The organism is Streptomyces sp. NPDC059649 (assembly GCF_042734445.1).
In the GTDB taxonomy this organism is placed as follows: Bacteria; Actinomycetota; Actinomycetes; order Streptomycetales; family Streptomycetaceae; genus Streptomyces.
The window spans coordinates 23140-38300 of sequence record NZ_JBHWDV010000060.1 but is presented as its reverse complement, the minus strand read 5'-3'; the positions used below and the strand labels follow the sequence as shown (position 1 = coordinate 38300).

Here is a 15161-nt window from a genome sequence, read left to right as displayed (position 1 = left end):
AGGTACGTACGCGGCGCCGCAAAGCGCGCAACGGCGAGCAACCCCGACAGCGGGACAGACGGGTACGTGCGAGGCGCCGCAAAGCGCAACGGCGAACAAGCCCCGCGGCGGGAAAGCCAGGTACGTGGGAGGCGCCGCAAAGCGGCAACGGTGAGCAACAACCGCGGCGCCGCAGACGGGTACGTGGGAAGTCACCCCAGTAGCGCCAGGCCCAGGGGGGTTTGTTCGTAGAGGACCTCGTGGGCGTGGCGGTGGGAGGTCAGGAGGCCGGCGGCGCGGAGGACGGAGAGGTGGGCGGAGACGGAGGACGGTGCGAGGCCGAGACGGCGGGCCAGCGCCGTTGTGGAGGACGGCGCGTCGAGCGCGGCCAGGACGGCCGCCCGCTTCGGCCCCAGCAGCCGGGCCAGTGCGGGCCCGGCGTCCGGCTCGGCCCACAGGCCGCCGATCCCGCGCGCGGGGTAGATCACGGTCGGCTGCCACGGCGGGTCGAAGCCGCTCACCACGTCCGGCCAGGCGAAGACGCTGGGCAGCAGCAGCATCCCGCGGCCGTCCAGGTCCTGGGTCTGCAGGAAGTCGGTGCGGGTCCGGACCGTGAGGGTGCCGCCCGACCAGGTCAGCCGCGGATGCAGATCCGCGAACAGCCGTCGCAGCCCGCCGTCCGCCAACTGCCGTGAGCGGTAAGCGATTTCGGCCTCCAGAAGGGCCCGTAGCCGGGGCCAGTCGGGGGCGAGCAGCGCGTGCCAGGCCCGTTCGGTGACATCGGCCAGTTCCTGCACGGCGCGGGCCGGATCCGCCAGCGCCGCCCGGCCGCGTGCGGACCGTGTCCCACCGGGCGTACCGGCCAGCGACTTGGCCATCTCGGCCCGGGCCAGCTCCGGGTCGGTGGCCCGTAGCCGCGCCAGTTCCTCGTCGAATCCGGGCATCGGGGAGTCCGGGGGGAGGCCCAGGAAGTCCGGGGTGTAGCCCGGCGGCGAGGCCGGCATGAACAGCCAGAGGGGCGTCAGGTCCAGCCCGGCCAGTCGGGTGCGCATCCGCCGTAACCACGGCGCGTGGTAGCCGTGCCGGTCGGTGCGGCGCAGTGTCCGTACCGCCTCGTGCGTCTCGCACAGCGGTGAGACGGCGAACCGGATGCGCAGCAGGTCGTCGGCGCCGAAGTGCAGATGCAGCGGCATGACCGCGGGACCTCCCCCGGGATTCGGCTGGGGCCGAAAGATTACGGGACGGCGGCGGCGCGCGGCAGTCTGCCGCCATGTCCGCGACCACCGGGCCCGTTCCGCCGGGCCGTCGTCCCGTACGCCCCGAGGACCGTTTTGAGGAGGGGCCGCCCGGCGGGCCCGGCGAAGCCCCCGGGCCCGCCGCCCCCGGGGGCCCGGCCCGTTATCGGGCCGTGTTCGCCGTTCCGGAATTCCGGGCCGTCTTCGCCGCGCATCTGCTGTCCTCGCTGGGCGTGGTCGTCTGCGAGATCGCGCTGTCCGTCCTGGTCTTCCGGCGCACCGACTCCCCACTGCTGAGCGCCCTGACCTTCGCGCTCGGGCTGCTGCCGTACGTCCTCGGCGGGACGCTGCTGTCCGCCGTCGCCGACCGGTACCCGGCCCGCCGGGTACTGGTGGTCTGCGATCTGCTCTGCGCGCTGGCGGCGGCCGGGATGGTCCTGCCGGGCACACCGGTCGCCGTGCTGCTCGTCCTGCGCTGCGTCATCGCCGCCATCGCCCCGGTCTTCGCCGGCACCCGCGCCGCCACGCTCGGGGACGTCCTCGGCGAGGGCGAGCTGTTCGTCCTGGGCCGGTCGGTGATCCGCATCGTGAACCAGAGCGCCCAGCTGGTGGGCTTCGGCGTCGGCGGGCTGCTGGTGGCCGTGGTGACGCCCGGGGCGGTGCTCGCCCTCACGGGCGTCACCTTCCTCGGCTCGGCGCTGCTGCTGCGCCTCGGCACCCGGGCCCGCCCGGCCCGGGACGGCGACGGGGCGGCGGCCGGGCGCGGGGCGCTGCTGGGCGCGTCCCTGGGCGGCGTACGGCGGCTGCTGGCGGACCGCAGGGTGCGCGCGCTGCTGCTCCTGTCCTGGCTGCCGCCGGCGCTCGTGGTCGTCCCGGAGGCGCTGCTCGTCCCCTACGCCGACCTGCTCGGCGCCGGCCCGGGTGGTGCGGGGCTGCTGATGTGCGGCATGCCGATCGGCGCCGTGGTGGCGGAGAGCCTGGTCGGCTCCCTCCTGGGACCGCGGGCCCGGTCCCGGCTCACCTTCCCGATGGCCGTCTTCGCCGTGCTGCCGTCCCTGGGTTTCGCCGCGCGGCCCTCGCTGGGCTGGGCGGTGCTGCTCCTCGTACTGACCGGTACCGGCATCTCGTACAACTTCGGGGTGGACCGGTGGTTCGTCGCCGCGGTCCCCGCGGAGCTGCTGGGGCAGGGGATGACGGTGGTGCAGGCGGGGCGGATGACGGCGATGGGACTGGCGATGGGCGCGGCCGGTCTCGCGGCGGAGTACGCGCCGCTGCGGGCGGTGATGCCGGCGGCGGGGGCGCTCGGCGCACTCGGCGTCCTCGCGGTGGTCCGCGAGGTCCGGCGGACGGCCCCCGGGCGGGGCAGCACTTCCGCGACCGCTGAGTGAGACCGAAAACTGAGACGAGGCTGACCACATTATGACCGCCGGGTAGGGTCGGAGGCGTGCCGAAGCCGCTCAGCCTTGCTTTCGATCCCATCGCGCGCGCCGACGAACTGTGGCGCCAGCGATGGGGAGCCGTGCCGTCGATGGCCGCGATCACGTCGATCATGCGCGCCCATCAGATCCTGCTGGCCGAGGTGGACGCGGTGGTCAAGCCGTACGGGCTGACCTTCGCCCGCTACGAGGCGCTGGTGCTGCTGACCTTCTCCAAGGCCGGTGAGCTGCCGATGTCCAAGATCGGCGAGCGGCTCATGGTGCATCCGACCTCGGTGACGAACACCGTCGACCGGCTGGTGAAGTCCGGCCTGGTCGCCAAGCGGCCCAACCCGAACGACGGGCGGGGCACCCTCGCCTCCATCACGGACAAGGGCCGCGAGGTCTGCGACGCCGCGACCCGGGACCTGATGGCCATGGATTTCGGGCTCGGCGCGTACGACGACGAGGAGTGCGCGGAGATCTTCGCGATGCTGCGGCCGCTGCGGGTGGCCGCCGGGGACTTCAAGGAGTAGGGCCGTACGGGACCGCGCCGCGCCTCGCAGCCCCGCGGCCCCGCGTCCGCGGGGATTTTCCGGGCGGTTACGCTCGTATCCATGAATTCCAGCGTGCTGACCCGCTATCGGGTGATGGCCTACGTCACCGCCGTGATGCTGCTGGCGCTCTGCGCCTGCATGATCGCCAAGTACGGCTTCGAGGTGGGCAAGGACCTCACCCTGGTCGTCTCCCAGGTCCATGGTGTGCTCTACATCATCTACCTGATCTTCGCCTTCGACCTGGGCTCCAAGGCCAAGTGGCCGTTCGGCAAGCTCCTGTGGGTGCTGGTCGCCGGCACGATCCCGACCGCGGCGTTCTTCGTCGAACGCCAGGTGGTGCGCGAGGTCCAGCCGCTGCTCGCCGAGAACGCACCGGAGCCGGTCAAGGCCTGACCCCGCTCCGTCACGCGCCCGTCAGGTTCGAGGACGGGCGCGTTTCCGTGCCTGGCGCCCACTACGGACCGTGACGTTCGCAACCCACCGGGTGCTCCCGTCGACAATTACTTGGACGTCCTAGTAAATTCGATCGTATGGACGCTGACGCGATCGAGGAAGGCCGCCGTCGCTGGCAGGCCCGGTATGACGCTGCCCGCACGCGGGAAGCGGACTTCACCACGCTCTCGGGCGATCCCGTCGAGCCGGTGTACGGGCCCCGGCCCGGGGACTCTGTCGAGGGCTTCGAGCGGATCGGGTGGCCGGGCGAGTACCCCTTCACCCGGGGCCTGTACCCGACCGGCTACCGCGGCCGCACCTGGACCATCCGCCAGTTCGCCGGCTTCGGCAACGCCGAGCAGACGAACGAGCGCTACAAGATGATCCTCGGCAACGGCGGTGGCGGGCTGTCGGTCGCCTTCGACATGCCGACGCTCATGGGCCGGGACTCCGACGACCCGCGCTCGCTCGGCGAGGTCGGTCACTGCGGCGTGGCCATCGATTCCGCCGCCGACATGGAGGTCCTCTTCAAGGACATCCCGCTCGGCGACGTCACGACCTCGATGACGATCAGCGGCCCGGCCGTACCGGTCTTCTGCATGTACCTCGTCGCCGCCGAGCGGCAGGGCGTCGACCCGGCCGTCCTCAACGGCACGCTCCAGACCGACATCTTCAAGGAGTACATCGCCCAGAAGGAGTGGCTCTTCCAGCCGGAGCCGCATCTGCGCCTCATCGGCGACCTGATGGAACACTGTGCGCACGGAATTCCCGCGTACAAGCCGCTGTCGGTGTCCGGCTATCACATCCGCGAGGCCGGGGCGACCGCGGCGCAGGAACTCGCGTACACGCTCGCGGACGGTTTCGGTTACGTCGAACTGGGGCTCAGCCGCGGCCTGGACGTCAATACCTTCGCGCCGGGGCTGTCGTTCTTCTTCGACGCCCATCTCGATTTCTTCGAGGAAATCGCCAAATTCCGCGCGGCCCGCCGGATCTGGGCCCGCTGGATGCGTGACGTCTACGGCGCGACGAGCGAAAAGGCGCAGTGGCTCCGCTTCCACACCCAGACGGCCGGTGTTTCGCTGACCGCGCAGCAGCCGTACAACAACGTCGTACGGACCGCGGTGGAGGCCCTGGCGGCGGTGCTGGGCGGCACCAACTCCCTGCACACCAACGCCCTGGACGAAACCCTCGCGCTGCCGAGCGAGCAGGCCGCGGAAATCGCGCTGCGCACGCAGCAGGTGCTGATGGAGGAGACCGGGGTCGCCAATGTGGCGGATCCGCTGGGCGGTTCCTGGTTCATCGAGCAGCTGACGGACCGCATCGAGGCGGACGCGGAGAAGATCTTCGACCAGATCAAGGAACGCGGTCTGCGGGCGCATCCCGACGGGCAGCACCCCATCGGCCCGATGACGTCCGGAATTCTGCGCGGTATCGAGGACGGCTGGTTCACCGGCGAAATCGCCGAATCCGCCTTCCGCTACCAGCAGGCGCTGGAAAAGGGCGACAAGAAGGTCGTGGGCGTCAATTGCCACGAGGGTTCGGTCACCGGCGATCTGGAGATCCTCCGGGTCAGCCACGAGGTCGAACGCGAACAGGTCCGCGTCCTCGCCGCCCGCAAGGCCGCCCGCGACGACGCCCGGGTGAAGGCATCACTCGAGGGTATGCTCGCCGCCGCCCGGAACGGCGACAACATGATCGAGCCGATGCTGGAGGCCGTACGGGCCGAGGCGACACTCGGCGAGATCTGCGGGGTGCTGCGGGACGAATGGGGGGTCTATACGGAGCCTGCCGGGTTCTGAGGCTTCCTGCCGGGCCCGACGAATGCCGCGGGCCCGGCCCTGTCCCGGCTCAGCCGGGAAGTGCGAACGCGAGAAGCGGGCCGGCGGCGAGGCCGATGACGCCGATCACCGCGATGCCGACCACGACGACGCGGCCGGCCGTGCCCTTGGTGCTCCGCCACGAATCCGTCAGGCTCATGCCGTTCTTGTCGAGCTTCGTTACGAACCAGAAGACGACGAACGCCTCGACGAGCAGCAGCCCGGAAGCGATCAGGAACAGCTTCAGCACACCGCGGGGGTCATCCGGCAAGACCTCGTTGCCGCTGCGCTGGGTCGACAGCGTGTGTCCCTTGGGGTACTCGGCCGCGAGGCCGCTCACGTGGGCGTCGTCGGCCACGACTTTCCCGTCGTCCGCCCGGAACGTGCCGTTGCAGGTGAAGGTGTCGGGGGATCGGCTCGTGTGCCGTTTCCCGCTGACGGGAAGCTCCATATAGCAGTAGTCGACCGTGAACTTTCCATGCGTTCCCGCAATTCCCGCCTGGATCAGCCCCATCCAGGCGAAAACGACACTGGCCGCCAGGACGCCCAGAATGGCGAACAGATGGACGCAGCGCCACCAAATACGCTTGAGGTCTTTCAGGTGAAATTCCTGGGGCATGGGGACATTCTCTTCTCTGGTCACATGCGAGGAACGGTACCGGTGTGTGAAGTTGATCTTCACCGCCCACTCGCTCTGTCGCCGTGGTCGTCGGATACCGTACGACATAGGAATTGCGCGGTACTTGAGCGCTTCGGTCAACGCGCATCAACGCACACAAGGGGGACCCGTGGCAGGCTCCGGCTACGACGTCGATCCGGCCGTTCTCAAGGCGCAGGGCGGTGTCTTCAAGGACATCGGCTCCGATTTCAGCGCCGCCGCCAAGAAGTTGGCGGCCACGCTCAAAGAGGCCGAGGAGTGGGGTGACGACGATGTGCTCAAGTATTTCATGGACGTCTACTCACCGGTGAGCGCAGGTCTCGTCGAGTCGATGCCCACCCTCGGTGAAGGGCTCTCCGTGATCGGGGAAAAACTTGAGGCGACGGGCGAGCATTACGCCACCACCGAGCAGGATCAGCACGATCACCTCGCCAAGTACGCGGCGAGTCGCCCCAAATTTGCGAATTGACGACGATTCGGCTCGGGACGCCCCCCGCAAACACCCTTACACCAACGAAAGTACGCTTCCCGGGGGAGTGACGCATAGTGGCCACCATCATGCTTCCTGTCGAGGTCGACTGGGTTCTCGACCTGCTGGGCTTCCAATGGCCCAATATCGACGAGGACAAGATGCGCGACGCGGCCGAGGCCTGGAGCAGCTTCGCCGCCTCCGTCCGTAGGGCCCAACAGCAGGGTGAGAGCGCCACCCAAGCGGTGCGCGGCGCCAACTCCGGTGAGGCAATCGAGGCATTCAACGACAAGTGGAAGAAGTTCTCCGGTGACGGCTTCCTCGATGAGTCCGCCGAGGCGGCCGAGGCGCTTGCCATCGTGCTGCAGATCGTGGCCACCATCATCATGGTGATGAAGATCGCGGTGATCGCTCAGCTCATCGCGTTGGCCATCGAGTTCGCGGCGGCCCAGGCCGCCGCGCCGGTCACGCTGGGTGCCTCGGAGGCCGGGGCGGCCGCCGCCACGGCGACGACCCGGGTCATGGTTCGCCAGATCATCAGCAAGGCGAAGGACCAGATCATTCAGGCCATCAAGGACGCCATCGCCCAGAAGGTGAAGCGGTCGGGCAAGGAGATCGCGCTTGATCTGGCCAAGGAACTCGGTATCGACGCCGGCAAGAAGCTCGTCGGGAACCTCGCCACACAGGGGATCAAGAGCCACTTCGGGGCGCAGAAGGGGTTCGACTTCGGGGCTGCGGGTGAAGCATTGGCGAAGCCCTTTGTCGACAAGGGGAAGGAGGTCGTCGACGGCGCCAAGGGTGTGGGCGAGGTGGGCCAGGGTCTCGGAAAGATGGCGACGGGCGATTTCAGCGAGGGCGCCAAGCAGGCCTGCAAGGGGGAGCAGAAGGCCGCCAAGGTTGCCAAGTCCGTTTACGGCGCGACCTACAAGGACCCCGAGCCGGCCGCCTCGGGTGACGGCACGTCGTCGGAAGGCGGCGACGGCAACGCCTCCGAGGGCGGGTCCTCCGAGGGCGGTTCCAGTTCCTCGTCATCCTCTTCCTCGACCGAAGCCGGCTCCGGTGATTCGTCGTCCTCCAACAGCGGCTCCGACGGCTCGAACTCGTCATCCGCCGCCTCCGCGGGCGGAGCTGCCAGGTCCCGCGCCGAGAACAACACCAACACCGATAACGACGGCGGCCAGGACGAGGCCGCACGCGTCCGTAACGCCTTCGGCTGACGCAGACCCGTACCGTCCGACAGGAGTCCTGCCCCCATGACCGGCAACAGCGCCTTCACCAACCCTGGCGACCGCGAATACCCCATCGAGGAGAGAGACCTCGCCGAGGAACAGAACGAACACCTCACCTCCGCTCTGCGCACCGTGCGCGACAACCCCAACGCTCCCTCAGAACTCCAGGACCTCGCCCGCAAGATGCTCGGTGGCCGGCTGGAGCTCAAGGACGTGCTCGACGATCCTTCCGGCTACCGGGCGCTCACCGACGGGCTCGCCGGGATGCGGGAGAGCTGGCGGTCGATGGCGCCGGAGGACCGGCAGGCGGTGCGGGCGCAGGTCGAGGAGAAGGCCGTGGAAGCCGAGGCCGACGGGATCGGTGCCACCTACCGGCCTCGGTGAGTGCCTTCCGGGGGCGGCGCCGGAATGCGGAGGCGGAAGAGTGCGCCGCCGCCCGGTGCCTGTTCCGCCGTGAGGTCGGCGGTGTGGGCCTGGGCGATCTGGCGGGCCATGGCGAGGCCGAGGCCCGAGCCGGGGAGGGCGCGGGCGGCGTGGGCGCGGTAGAAGCGGTCGAAGACGTGCGGGAGGTCCTCGGCGGCGATGCCCGGGCCGTGGTCGCGGACCGTCAGGTTCAACTCCGCGGAGGAATGGGAGAGTTGGGCTTCCACCGGGCCGCCGGGTGGGGAGAACTTGGCGGCGTTGTCGAGGAGGTTGGAGAGCAGGCGGGTCAGGCGGGAGGGGACGCCGGGCACGGTGACCGGGGCCGCTTCGGGGGCGACGCGGAGGGTGAAGGTGGTCTCCGGCCAGTGTTCGCGGGCGGTGGCCACCGCGTGTTCCAGGAGGGCGGCCGGGCGGACCTGTTCGACCAGCGGCTGGGGCTCCTCGTCGCGGGCGAGTTCGATCAGGTCGTTGACGAGGGTGGTGACCTCGCGCAGCTGACGGCTCAGGGCCGCCGAGGCGCGGTCGCGCTGGGCGTCGGTCAGGCGGTCGGCGCGGGCGAGCAGTTCCGCGTTGGTACGGAGTGCGGTCAGCGGCGTCCGTAGCTCGTGGGAGGCATCGGCGACCAGGCGGCGCTGGGCGGTGACGGACTGCTCCAGGGCCCCGAGCATGGTGTTGAAGGTGGCGGCGAGGCGGGTGAGTTCGTCCTCGCGGGCGGACGGGCCGGCCGGCAGTGCGATGCGGTGGCGCGGGTCGCGGGTGGCGGCGATGCGTTCCGCGGTGGCGGTGAGGCGGGCGACCGGCGCCAGGCCGGCCCGGGAGACCGCGTAGCCGAGCGCGGCGGCCAGCAGGATGCCGGCGCCGCCGACCGCGGACAGCGCCCAGGCGGCGTGCCGTACGCCGCGTTCGACGGTGTCCGAGCGGAGCGCCACCTGGAGCGCCTCGTGCCGGCCGTGCGGCGCGGTATACATCCGCACGGACCGTCCCTCGACCGTGAGGTCGCGGTAGTACGGCGCCTGCCGGCCGGCCGCGACCTGGCGGGTGGCGTCGGAGACCGGCAGGACGGGGTAGCCGCCGCGCGGGTCCTTCGCCGGGTCGGCGGGAACGATCTGGAAGCAGGGCACGGCCTGGTAGCGGCAGGAGGCGTCGCTCACGGTCGGGCCCCAGTCGCGGGTCTCGTGGATCTTCTGGGTGGCCGTCTGGGCGAGATCGAGCTCCAGCTGGCGGGTCATCTGGTAGCGGATGATCACGAAGGCGGCGGCGCAGACACCGACCGCCACCAGGGCGACCGCGGCGGAGGCGGCCAGGGCGAGGCGGGTGCGCAGGGGGTGGTGGTGGCGTCGCCAAGGGGCCGCTTCCGGAGCGCCCGGCTCCTGGACGCCGCGCGCATCCCCCGGCCCGTGCGCTCCGGTCGCGTACGTCCCCGCCCCGTGCGGCCCCTCCTCGTACGCCCCCCTCACCGTCCCTCCGGGAAGCTCAGGCGGTAGCCGATGCCGTGCACGGTGTGGACGAGGCGGGGTTCGCCGCCGGCCTCCAGTTTGCGGCGGAGGTAACCGATGTACACCGCCAGGGAGTTGGAGTCCGGGCCGAAGTCGCGGCCCCAGACGCGCTCCAGGATCATCTCGCGGGGCAGCACCTGACCCGGGTGCAGCAGGAGCAGCTCCAGCAGCGCCCATTCGGTACGGCTGAACTCCAGCGGCCGGCCGGCGCGGTGGCCGCTGCGGGTGACCGGGTCGACGACCAGGTCCTCGAAGGAGAGCCGGGTGTCCTCGACGGCGGGGGCCGCGGCCCGGCGGAGCAGGGCCCGCAGCCGGGCCAGCAGTTCGTCCAGGGCGAACGGCTTGACCAGGTAGTCGTCCGCGCCGGCGTCCAGTCCGTCGACCCGTTCGCTGACCGAGTCCAGCGCGGTCAGCACGAGGATGGGCGTACGGTCGTCCAGCGCGCGCAGCCGGCGGCAGACCGCGAGCCCGTCCAGCACCGGCATCATCACGTCCAGGACGATCGCGTCCGGCTGCCAGGCGGCGACCTCCGAGAGCGCGGCCAGGCCGTCGGCGGCGCCGCGGACCGCGTAGCCCTCCACGGACAGGCCGTCCTCCACGGCGGCACGCACCTCCGGTTCGTCGTCGACGACGAGGATCTTGGGGACCGGGGTGTGCCCGGGAGTGGACGGCGGCATGGACATAGGCTGCCAAACACCTCTCTTAGAAGCTTCTTAGGGCACATGGCGAGCGTGGCGGCCATGCGCACACCACTCTCTGTCGTGATCGGAGCGGGCGGCACCGGCGGTCACATCTACCCCGGCCTCGCCCTCGCCGACGCGCTCCGCAGGGCCGTACCGGACGCGGTGATCTCGTTCGTCGGGACCGAACGCGGGCTGGAGACCCGGCTGATCCCGCGGGCCGGGTACCGGCTGCACACCGTCGACATGATCCCCTTCGACCGCTCGCTCGGCGCCCGACGCTATCTGCTGCCGGCCGCGCTGCTGCGCTCGGGCGCCCAGGTCCGGACGATCCTCAAGGAGCAGGGCGCCCAGGTGGCGGTCGGGATGGGCGGCTATCCGAGCGCCCCGGTGATCGTCGGGGCGCGGCTGGCCGGGCTGCCCAGCCTGATCCACGAGTCCAACGCGGTGCCCGGCCGGGCGAACCGGTTCGCGGCCCGCCTGACCCCGCACCTCGCCCTCGCCTTCGACCGCAGCCGGCCGCATCTGGCGGGCGGGGAGCGCGCCGAGACGGTCGGGATGCCGCTGGTGGGCCCGCTGGCCGGGCTGGACCGTACGGCGCTGCGGCCGGCCGCCCGGCGGGCGCTGGGCATCCCGGACGGGGCCCGGCTGCTGCTGGTCAACGGCGGCAGCCTGGGCGCGGCCCGGCTGACAGCGGCGGCGGTGGGACTCGCCGCCCGGTACCGGACGCGTACCGGTCCACGGCCCGATCTGCGCCCCGATCTGCGGCTGCTGATCAAGACCGGGCCCGCGGCGCTGGAGGAGACCCGGGCGCTGCTGGCGGCGAACGGCGGGGCGGCGGTCGCCGAGGCCGTGCCCTATCTGGACCGGATGGACCTGGCGTACGCCGCGGCGGACCTCGTGGTGTGCCGGGCCGGTTCGGCGACCGTCGCCGAGCTGGCCACGATCGGCATGCCGGCGGTGCTCGTGCCGTATCCGCATGCGCCCGGCGACCACCAGACGCACAACGCACGGGTGCTCTCCGACACCGGGGCCGCGGTGCTGCTCCCCGACGCCGAGACCACGGCGGAGCGGCTGGACGCGTTGGTCACCCCGCTGCTGACGGACCCCGCCCGGCTGGCCGCGATGGGCGCGGCCGCCGAGCCCGGCACCCATGCGCATGCCGCGGAACTGCTGGCCGCCAAGGCCCTGGAACTGGCCGGCCACCACCCCCGCACGACCCCGATCCTCAACTCCCCTCTGAAGGAATCCGCATGAGCAACCGCACAGGCAGCAACATGACCAACAGCAGGAAGAGTGGAGGGCGGTGGGCCGGGCGGCGGGTGCTGGTCACCGGTGCCGAGGGGTTCATCGGCTCGGCGCTGGTCGATCTGCTCGTCGAGGCCGGCGCCGAGGTACGCGCCTTCGTCCACTACAAGCCCTACGCGGAGAAGGGCAATCTGGCCCGCTATCTGAGGCCGGGCGGGCCGGTGGAGATGGTCGCCGGGGACGTGCGGGACGCGGGCCGGGTGGCGGACGCGGTCGCCGGGTGCGACACCGTCTTCCATCTGGCCGCGCTGATCGGCATTCCGTACAGCTACGACTCGCCGGGCGCGTATGTGCAGACCAATGTCGTGGGCACGGAGAACGTGGCGGAGGCCTGCCGGCGGCACGGGGTGCGGCGGCTGGTGCACACCTCCACCAGTGAGGTCTACGGGACCGCGCGCACCGCGCCGATCGCCGAGGACCACCCGCTGCAGCCGCAGTCGCCGTACTCCGCCTCGAAGATCGGCGCGGACATGATGGCGCTGTCGCACTGGCACGCCTTCGAGCTGCCGGTGACGGTGATCCGGCCGTTCAACACCTACGGACCCCGGCAGTCCGCGCGGGCCGTGATCCCCACGATCCTGGCCCAACTGCACGCCGGCGCCCGGCAGATCAGGCTCGGCTCGCTCACCCCGACCCGGGACTTCACCTACGTCGCGGACACCGCGGCCGGGTTCCTGGCGCTGGCCGACTGCGACCGGGCGCTGGGGCAGGTGGTCAACCTCGGCACCGGACGGGAGATCGCGATCGGCACGCTCGCCGAGGCACTGATCGCGGCCTCGGGGCGGGACGCGGAGGTGGTGGTCGACCCGGCGCGGCTGCGGCCCTCCGGCAGCGAGGTGGAGCGGCTGCTTTCGGACAACTCCCGGGCGCGGGAGTGGGCCGGGTGGCAGCCGGAGGTCTCCCTGGAGGAGGGGCTGAAGCGGACCTCGGCGTGGGTCGCCGAGCATCCGCACCTGTTCGCGGCCGACCGCTACCAGGTCTGAGCCGCCCCCTGTTCCTCCACTTCTCTCCGCTGCTCCCCGTCGCTCGGCTATTGCGCGTCGCTCTGCCGGTCCGTGTCGCCGTGCTCCCCGGCCCCCGCGGGCCGGTCGGGCTGACCGTCCAGGCCGGCCAGCCCGCCGAGGAAGAGGGCGGTGAAGTCCCGGCCCCAGTCGGCGTCGACGGGTTCGCCGCTGACCAGGGTGCGGTGCACGATCGCGCCGGCGATCACGTCGAAGATCAGGTCCATGGTGCGGGCCGCGGTCCGCGCGCCCTCCTCGCCGGGGGTGTCGGCCGGGAGTTCGCCGCGTTCCTGGGCCCGCGCCCGGCCCAGCAGGACCAGGCGCTTCTGGCGGTCGACGATGGCCGAACGGATCCGTTCGTGCAGCGCCTCGTCGGTGGTGGACTCGGCGACCACGGCCATCAGGGCCGTCTTGGTCTCGGGCCGGGCGAGCAGCGCGCCGAACTGGAGGACCACGCCCTCGATGTCGGCCCGCAGACAGCCGCGGTCGGGGAGTTCGAGCTCGTCGAAGAGGACCGCCACGGCGTCCACGACGAGCTCGTTCTTGTTGGCCCAGCGGCGGTAGAGCGTGGTCTTGGCGACCCCGGCGCGGGAGGCCACCTCGCTCATGGTCAGCCGTCCCCAGCCGAGGTCGACGAGCGCGGCACGGGTGGCGTCGAGGATCGCGTGATCGGTCTCGGCGCTGCGCGGGCGGCCCGTGCGGCCCTTCCTCGGACTGGCGGAGTGGTGCATGCGGGCGACCATACCGGCCAGTACGGGCCCGGGCGGGGCACCCCGTGAGGGAGATCACGGAGCGCGGGGCCGGAACCGGTTGTTGCGCAGGGGCGACGGCGAGTTACGCTACGACCCGTAGCGTAAGACTGGCATCCTGCTCCGGCACGGATCCGTCTTGAGCGACGACCACAGGCCTGGGTGGGGACCCGAGGCCGCACCGTACGGCCCGTGAGGCCGACCGCAGTACCGAGTACCACCCCGGCTGTCCGGCAGCCGGAGACGCTGACCACGTTGACCGACCGCACCGCTTTCCGGATCGCTTTCCGGAACGGACCGCCCAGGGGGGAGGATGGACCCATGCAGCCACGCAATATGTCCATGAGCGGAGTCGTCGACCTCGCAGCGGTGAAGGCGGCCGGGGAAGCGAAGCAGAAGGCGGAACAGGCGCGGGCCGAGGCCGCCCGTACGGGCCGGGCGCCGGCCGGCGGGGCCCGCCTGGTGTACGACGTCGACGAGTCCGGGTTCCAGCAGGACGTCCTGCAGCGCTCCACCGAGGTCCCGGTGGTCATCGACTTCTGGGCCGAGTGGTGCGAGCCGTGCAAGCAGCTGGGCCCGCTGCTGGAGCGCCTCGCGAACGAGTACGCCGGCAAGTTCGTCCTGGCGAAGATCGACGTCGACGCCAACCAGATGCTGTTCCAGCAGTTCGGGGTGCAGGGCATCCCGGCGGTCTTCGCGGTCGTCGCCGGCCAGCCGATCCCGCTGTTCCAGGGGGCGGCCCCGGAGGCGCAGATCCGGCAGGTGCTGGACCAGCTGGTGCAGGCCGCCGAGCAGCAGTTCGGCATCGTCGGCGCCCCGGTCGACCCGGAGGCGGCGCCCGAGCAGGCGGCCCCCGCGCCCGCGCCGGGTCCGTACGACGCGGTGCTGGAGGCCGCGAGCCAGGCGCTGGACGCCGGTGATCTGGGCGGCGCCATCCAGGCGTACAAGAACGTCCTCTCCGACGACCCGGCCCACCCGGAGGCGAAGCTCGGCCTCGCGCAGGCCGAGCTCCTGCAGCGGGTGCAGGACCTCGATCCGCAGACGGTGCGCAAGGAGGCCGCGGACAACCCGGCCGATGTGCCGGCGCAGATCCGTGCCGCGGACCTCGATCTGGTCGGCGGGCATGTCGAGGACGCCTTCGGCCGGCTGGTCGAGACGGTGAAGCGGACCGCCGGGGACGACCGGGAGGCCGCGCGGCTCCGGCTGTTGGAGCTGTTCGAGGTCATCGGTGCGGAGGATCCGCGGGTGACGGCGGCGCGTACGGCGCTCGCCCGGGTGCTGTTCTGACCCGCTGTCCTACGAGGCGTCCGCTTCTGACCAGGCGTCCGCTTCTGACCTGTACGCCCTCCGCGAGTTGAACAAACAAACGAAGCAGCGGCCACGTTTTACCTAAACTTGGTAAACGTGGCCGCTGTTACTTGGAGTAAGTCGAAGCGACCCCCTTGCGGCGTTGTGTCCGCAATTACGCGATGTCTCTTCGCGGTGAGTGGCGACCGTCCGTGGCGAGTCGATGCCGGTCGGTCGTCACGCGGTTATCAGCCCGTTACCCGCAAGTAACGAGCCCCTTGTGTACGGGCCGTGAATGGACCACGATCGGCCACGCTCGGTCCATTCCCGTAGCCCGGCATCCGGTCGGCGCGACGGGGCACTTGGGTCCCCACCGAGTGGTCGGCGGCAGTGGCGCCGGCCGTGGACAGGGGGGTCTCTGCCCCT

General features: G+C 71.3%; 15 protein-coding genes. 10 read left to right on the top strand and 5 right to left on the bottom strand.

The window, feature by feature from the left end; genetic code table 11:
- Positions 1 to 191: 191 nt before the first annotated feature.
- Positions 192 to 1172, bottom strand: coding sequence for a DUF5937 family protein (locus tag ACFV1J_RS35350; protein WP_385865212.1), 981 nt, complete (start codon positions 1170 to 1172; stop codon positions 192 to 194).
- Positions 1173 to 1249: 77 nt separating this feature from the next.
- On the opposite strand from ACFV1J_RS35350, the gene ACFV1J_RS35345 reads away from it, so the two are divergent.
- From ACFV1J_RS35345 to ACFV1J_RS35330, 4 genes are all read left to right on the top strand, one after another.
- Entirely contained in the window at positions 1250 to 2602 is a 1353-nt protein-coding gene (locus ACFV1J_RS35345; RefSeq protein ID WP_385865210.1) for an MFS transporter, read from the top strand.
- Positions 2603 to 2658: 56 nt separating this feature from the next.
- Positions 2659 to 3165: a MarR family winged helix-turn-helix transcriptional regulator gene (locus tag ACFV1J_RS35340; RefSeq protein WP_385865208.1), complete on the top strand. Its 507-nt coding sequence runs from the start codon at positions 2659 to 2661 to the stop codon at positions 3163 to 3165.
- An 81-nt stretch (positions 3166 to 3246) separates the two neighbouring features.
- Positions 3247 to 3579, top strand: coding sequence for a DUF3817 domain-containing protein (locus tag ACFV1J_RS35335; RefSeq protein WP_385865206.1), 333 nt, complete (start codon positions 3247 to 3249; stop codon positions 3577 to 3579).
- A gap of 137 nt (positions 3580 to 3716) precedes the next feature.
- Positions 3717 to 5417 carry a methylmalonyl-CoA mutase gene (locus ACFV1J_RS35330; protein WP_385865204.1) on the top strand — a complete coding sequence of 567 codons (1701 nt, stop codon included), beginning with the start codon at positions 3717 to 3719 and terminating at the stop codon, positions 5415 to 5417.
- A gap of 49 nt (positions 5418 to 5466) precedes the next feature.
- Here ACFV1J_RS35330 and ACFV1J_RS35325 read toward each other — a convergent pair whose 3' ends face one another.
- A complete protein-coding gene (locus ACFV1J_RS35325) occupies positions 5467 to 6054 on the bottom strand; it encodes a hypothetical protein (protein ID WP_385865203.1) in 588 nt (195 codons plus the stop codon).
- A 169-nt stretch (positions 6055 to 6223) separates the two neighbouring features.
- On the opposite strand from ACFV1J_RS35325, the gene ACFV1J_RS35320 reads away from it, so the two are divergent.
- From ACFV1J_RS35320 to ACFV1J_RS35310, 3 genes are all read left to right on the top strand, one after another.
- A complete protein-coding gene (locus ACFV1J_RS35320; protein ID WP_385865202.1) occupies positions 6224 to 6562 on the top strand; it encodes a hypothetical protein in 339 nt (112 codons plus the stop codon).
- Positions 6563 to 6639: 77 nt separating this feature from the next.
- Positions 6640 to 7779 (top strand): hypothetical protein, encoded by a 1140-nt coding sequence (locus tag ACFV1J_RS35315; protein ID WP_385865201.1) that lies wholly within the window; start codon positions 6640 to 6642, stop codon positions 7777 to 7779.
- Between the two features lie 36 nt (positions 7780 to 7815).
- Positions 7816 to 8175, top strand: a complete 360-nt coding sequence (locus ACFV1J_RS35310; protein ID WP_385865199.1) for a hypothetical protein — start codon at positions 7816 to 7818, stop codon at positions 8173 to 8175.
- On the opposite strand, the gene ACFV1J_RS35305 is transcribed toward ACFV1J_RS35310, so the two are convergent.
- Together ACFV1J_RS35305 and ACFV1J_RS35300 are read right to left on the bottom strand one after the other, a co-directional pair.
- Positions 8160 to 9443, bottom strand: coding sequence for a sensor histidine kinase (locus tag ACFV1J_RS35305; protein ID WP_385865216.1), 1284 nt, complete (start codon positions 9441 to 9443; stop codon positions 8160 to 8162). The genes ACFV1J_RS35310 and ACFV1J_RS35305 overlap by 16 nt on opposite strands.
- A gap of 224 nt (positions 9444 to 9667) precedes the next feature.
- The gene (locus ACFV1J_RS35300; protein WP_385865197.1) at positions 9668 to 10393 is read right to left on the bottom strand and encodes a response regulator transcription factor; all 726 of its coding nucleotides are present in this window, start codon (positions 10391 to 10393) and stop codon (positions 9668 to 9670) included.
- Positions 10394 to 10450: 57 nt separating this feature from the next.
- Here ACFV1J_RS35300 and ACFV1J_RS35295 point away from each other — a divergent pair, with 57 nt between their 5' ends.
- Together ACFV1J_RS35295 and ACFV1J_RS35290 are read left to right on the top strand one after the other, a co-directional pair.
- Positions 10451 to 11647, top strand: a complete 1197-nt coding sequence (locus tag ACFV1J_RS35295; protein WP_385865194.1) for a glycosyltransferase — start codon at positions 10451 to 10453, stop codon at positions 11645 to 11647.
- Positions 11644 to 12681, top strand: coding sequence for an SDR family NAD(P)-dependent oxidoreductase (locus ACFV1J_RS35290; RefSeq protein ID WP_385865192.1), 1038 nt, complete (start codon positions 11644 to 11646; stop codon positions 12679 to 12681). The genes ACFV1J_RS35295 and ACFV1J_RS35290 overlap by 4 nt, the downstream gene beginning before the upstream one ends.
- A 47-nt stretch (positions 12682 to 12728) precedes the next feature.
- On the opposite strand, the gene ACFV1J_RS35285 is transcribed toward ACFV1J_RS35290, so the two are convergent.
- On the bottom strand, positions 12729 to 13430 hold the full coding sequence (locus ACFV1J_RS35285) for a TetR/AcrR family transcriptional regulator (protein ID WP_385865189.1): 702 nt from the start codon (positions 13428 to 13430) through the stop codon (positions 12729 to 12731).
- Positions 13431 to 13769: 339 nt separating this feature from the next.
- On the opposite strand from ACFV1J_RS35285, the gene ACFV1J_RS35280 reads away from it, so the two are divergent.
- Complete coding sequence (locus ACFV1J_RS35280) at positions 13770 to 14735, top strand: tetratricopeptide repeat protein (protein WP_385865187.1); 966 nt, start codon at positions 13770 to 13772, stop codon at positions 14733 to 14735.
- Positions 14736 to 15161: the final 426 nt, after the last annotated feature.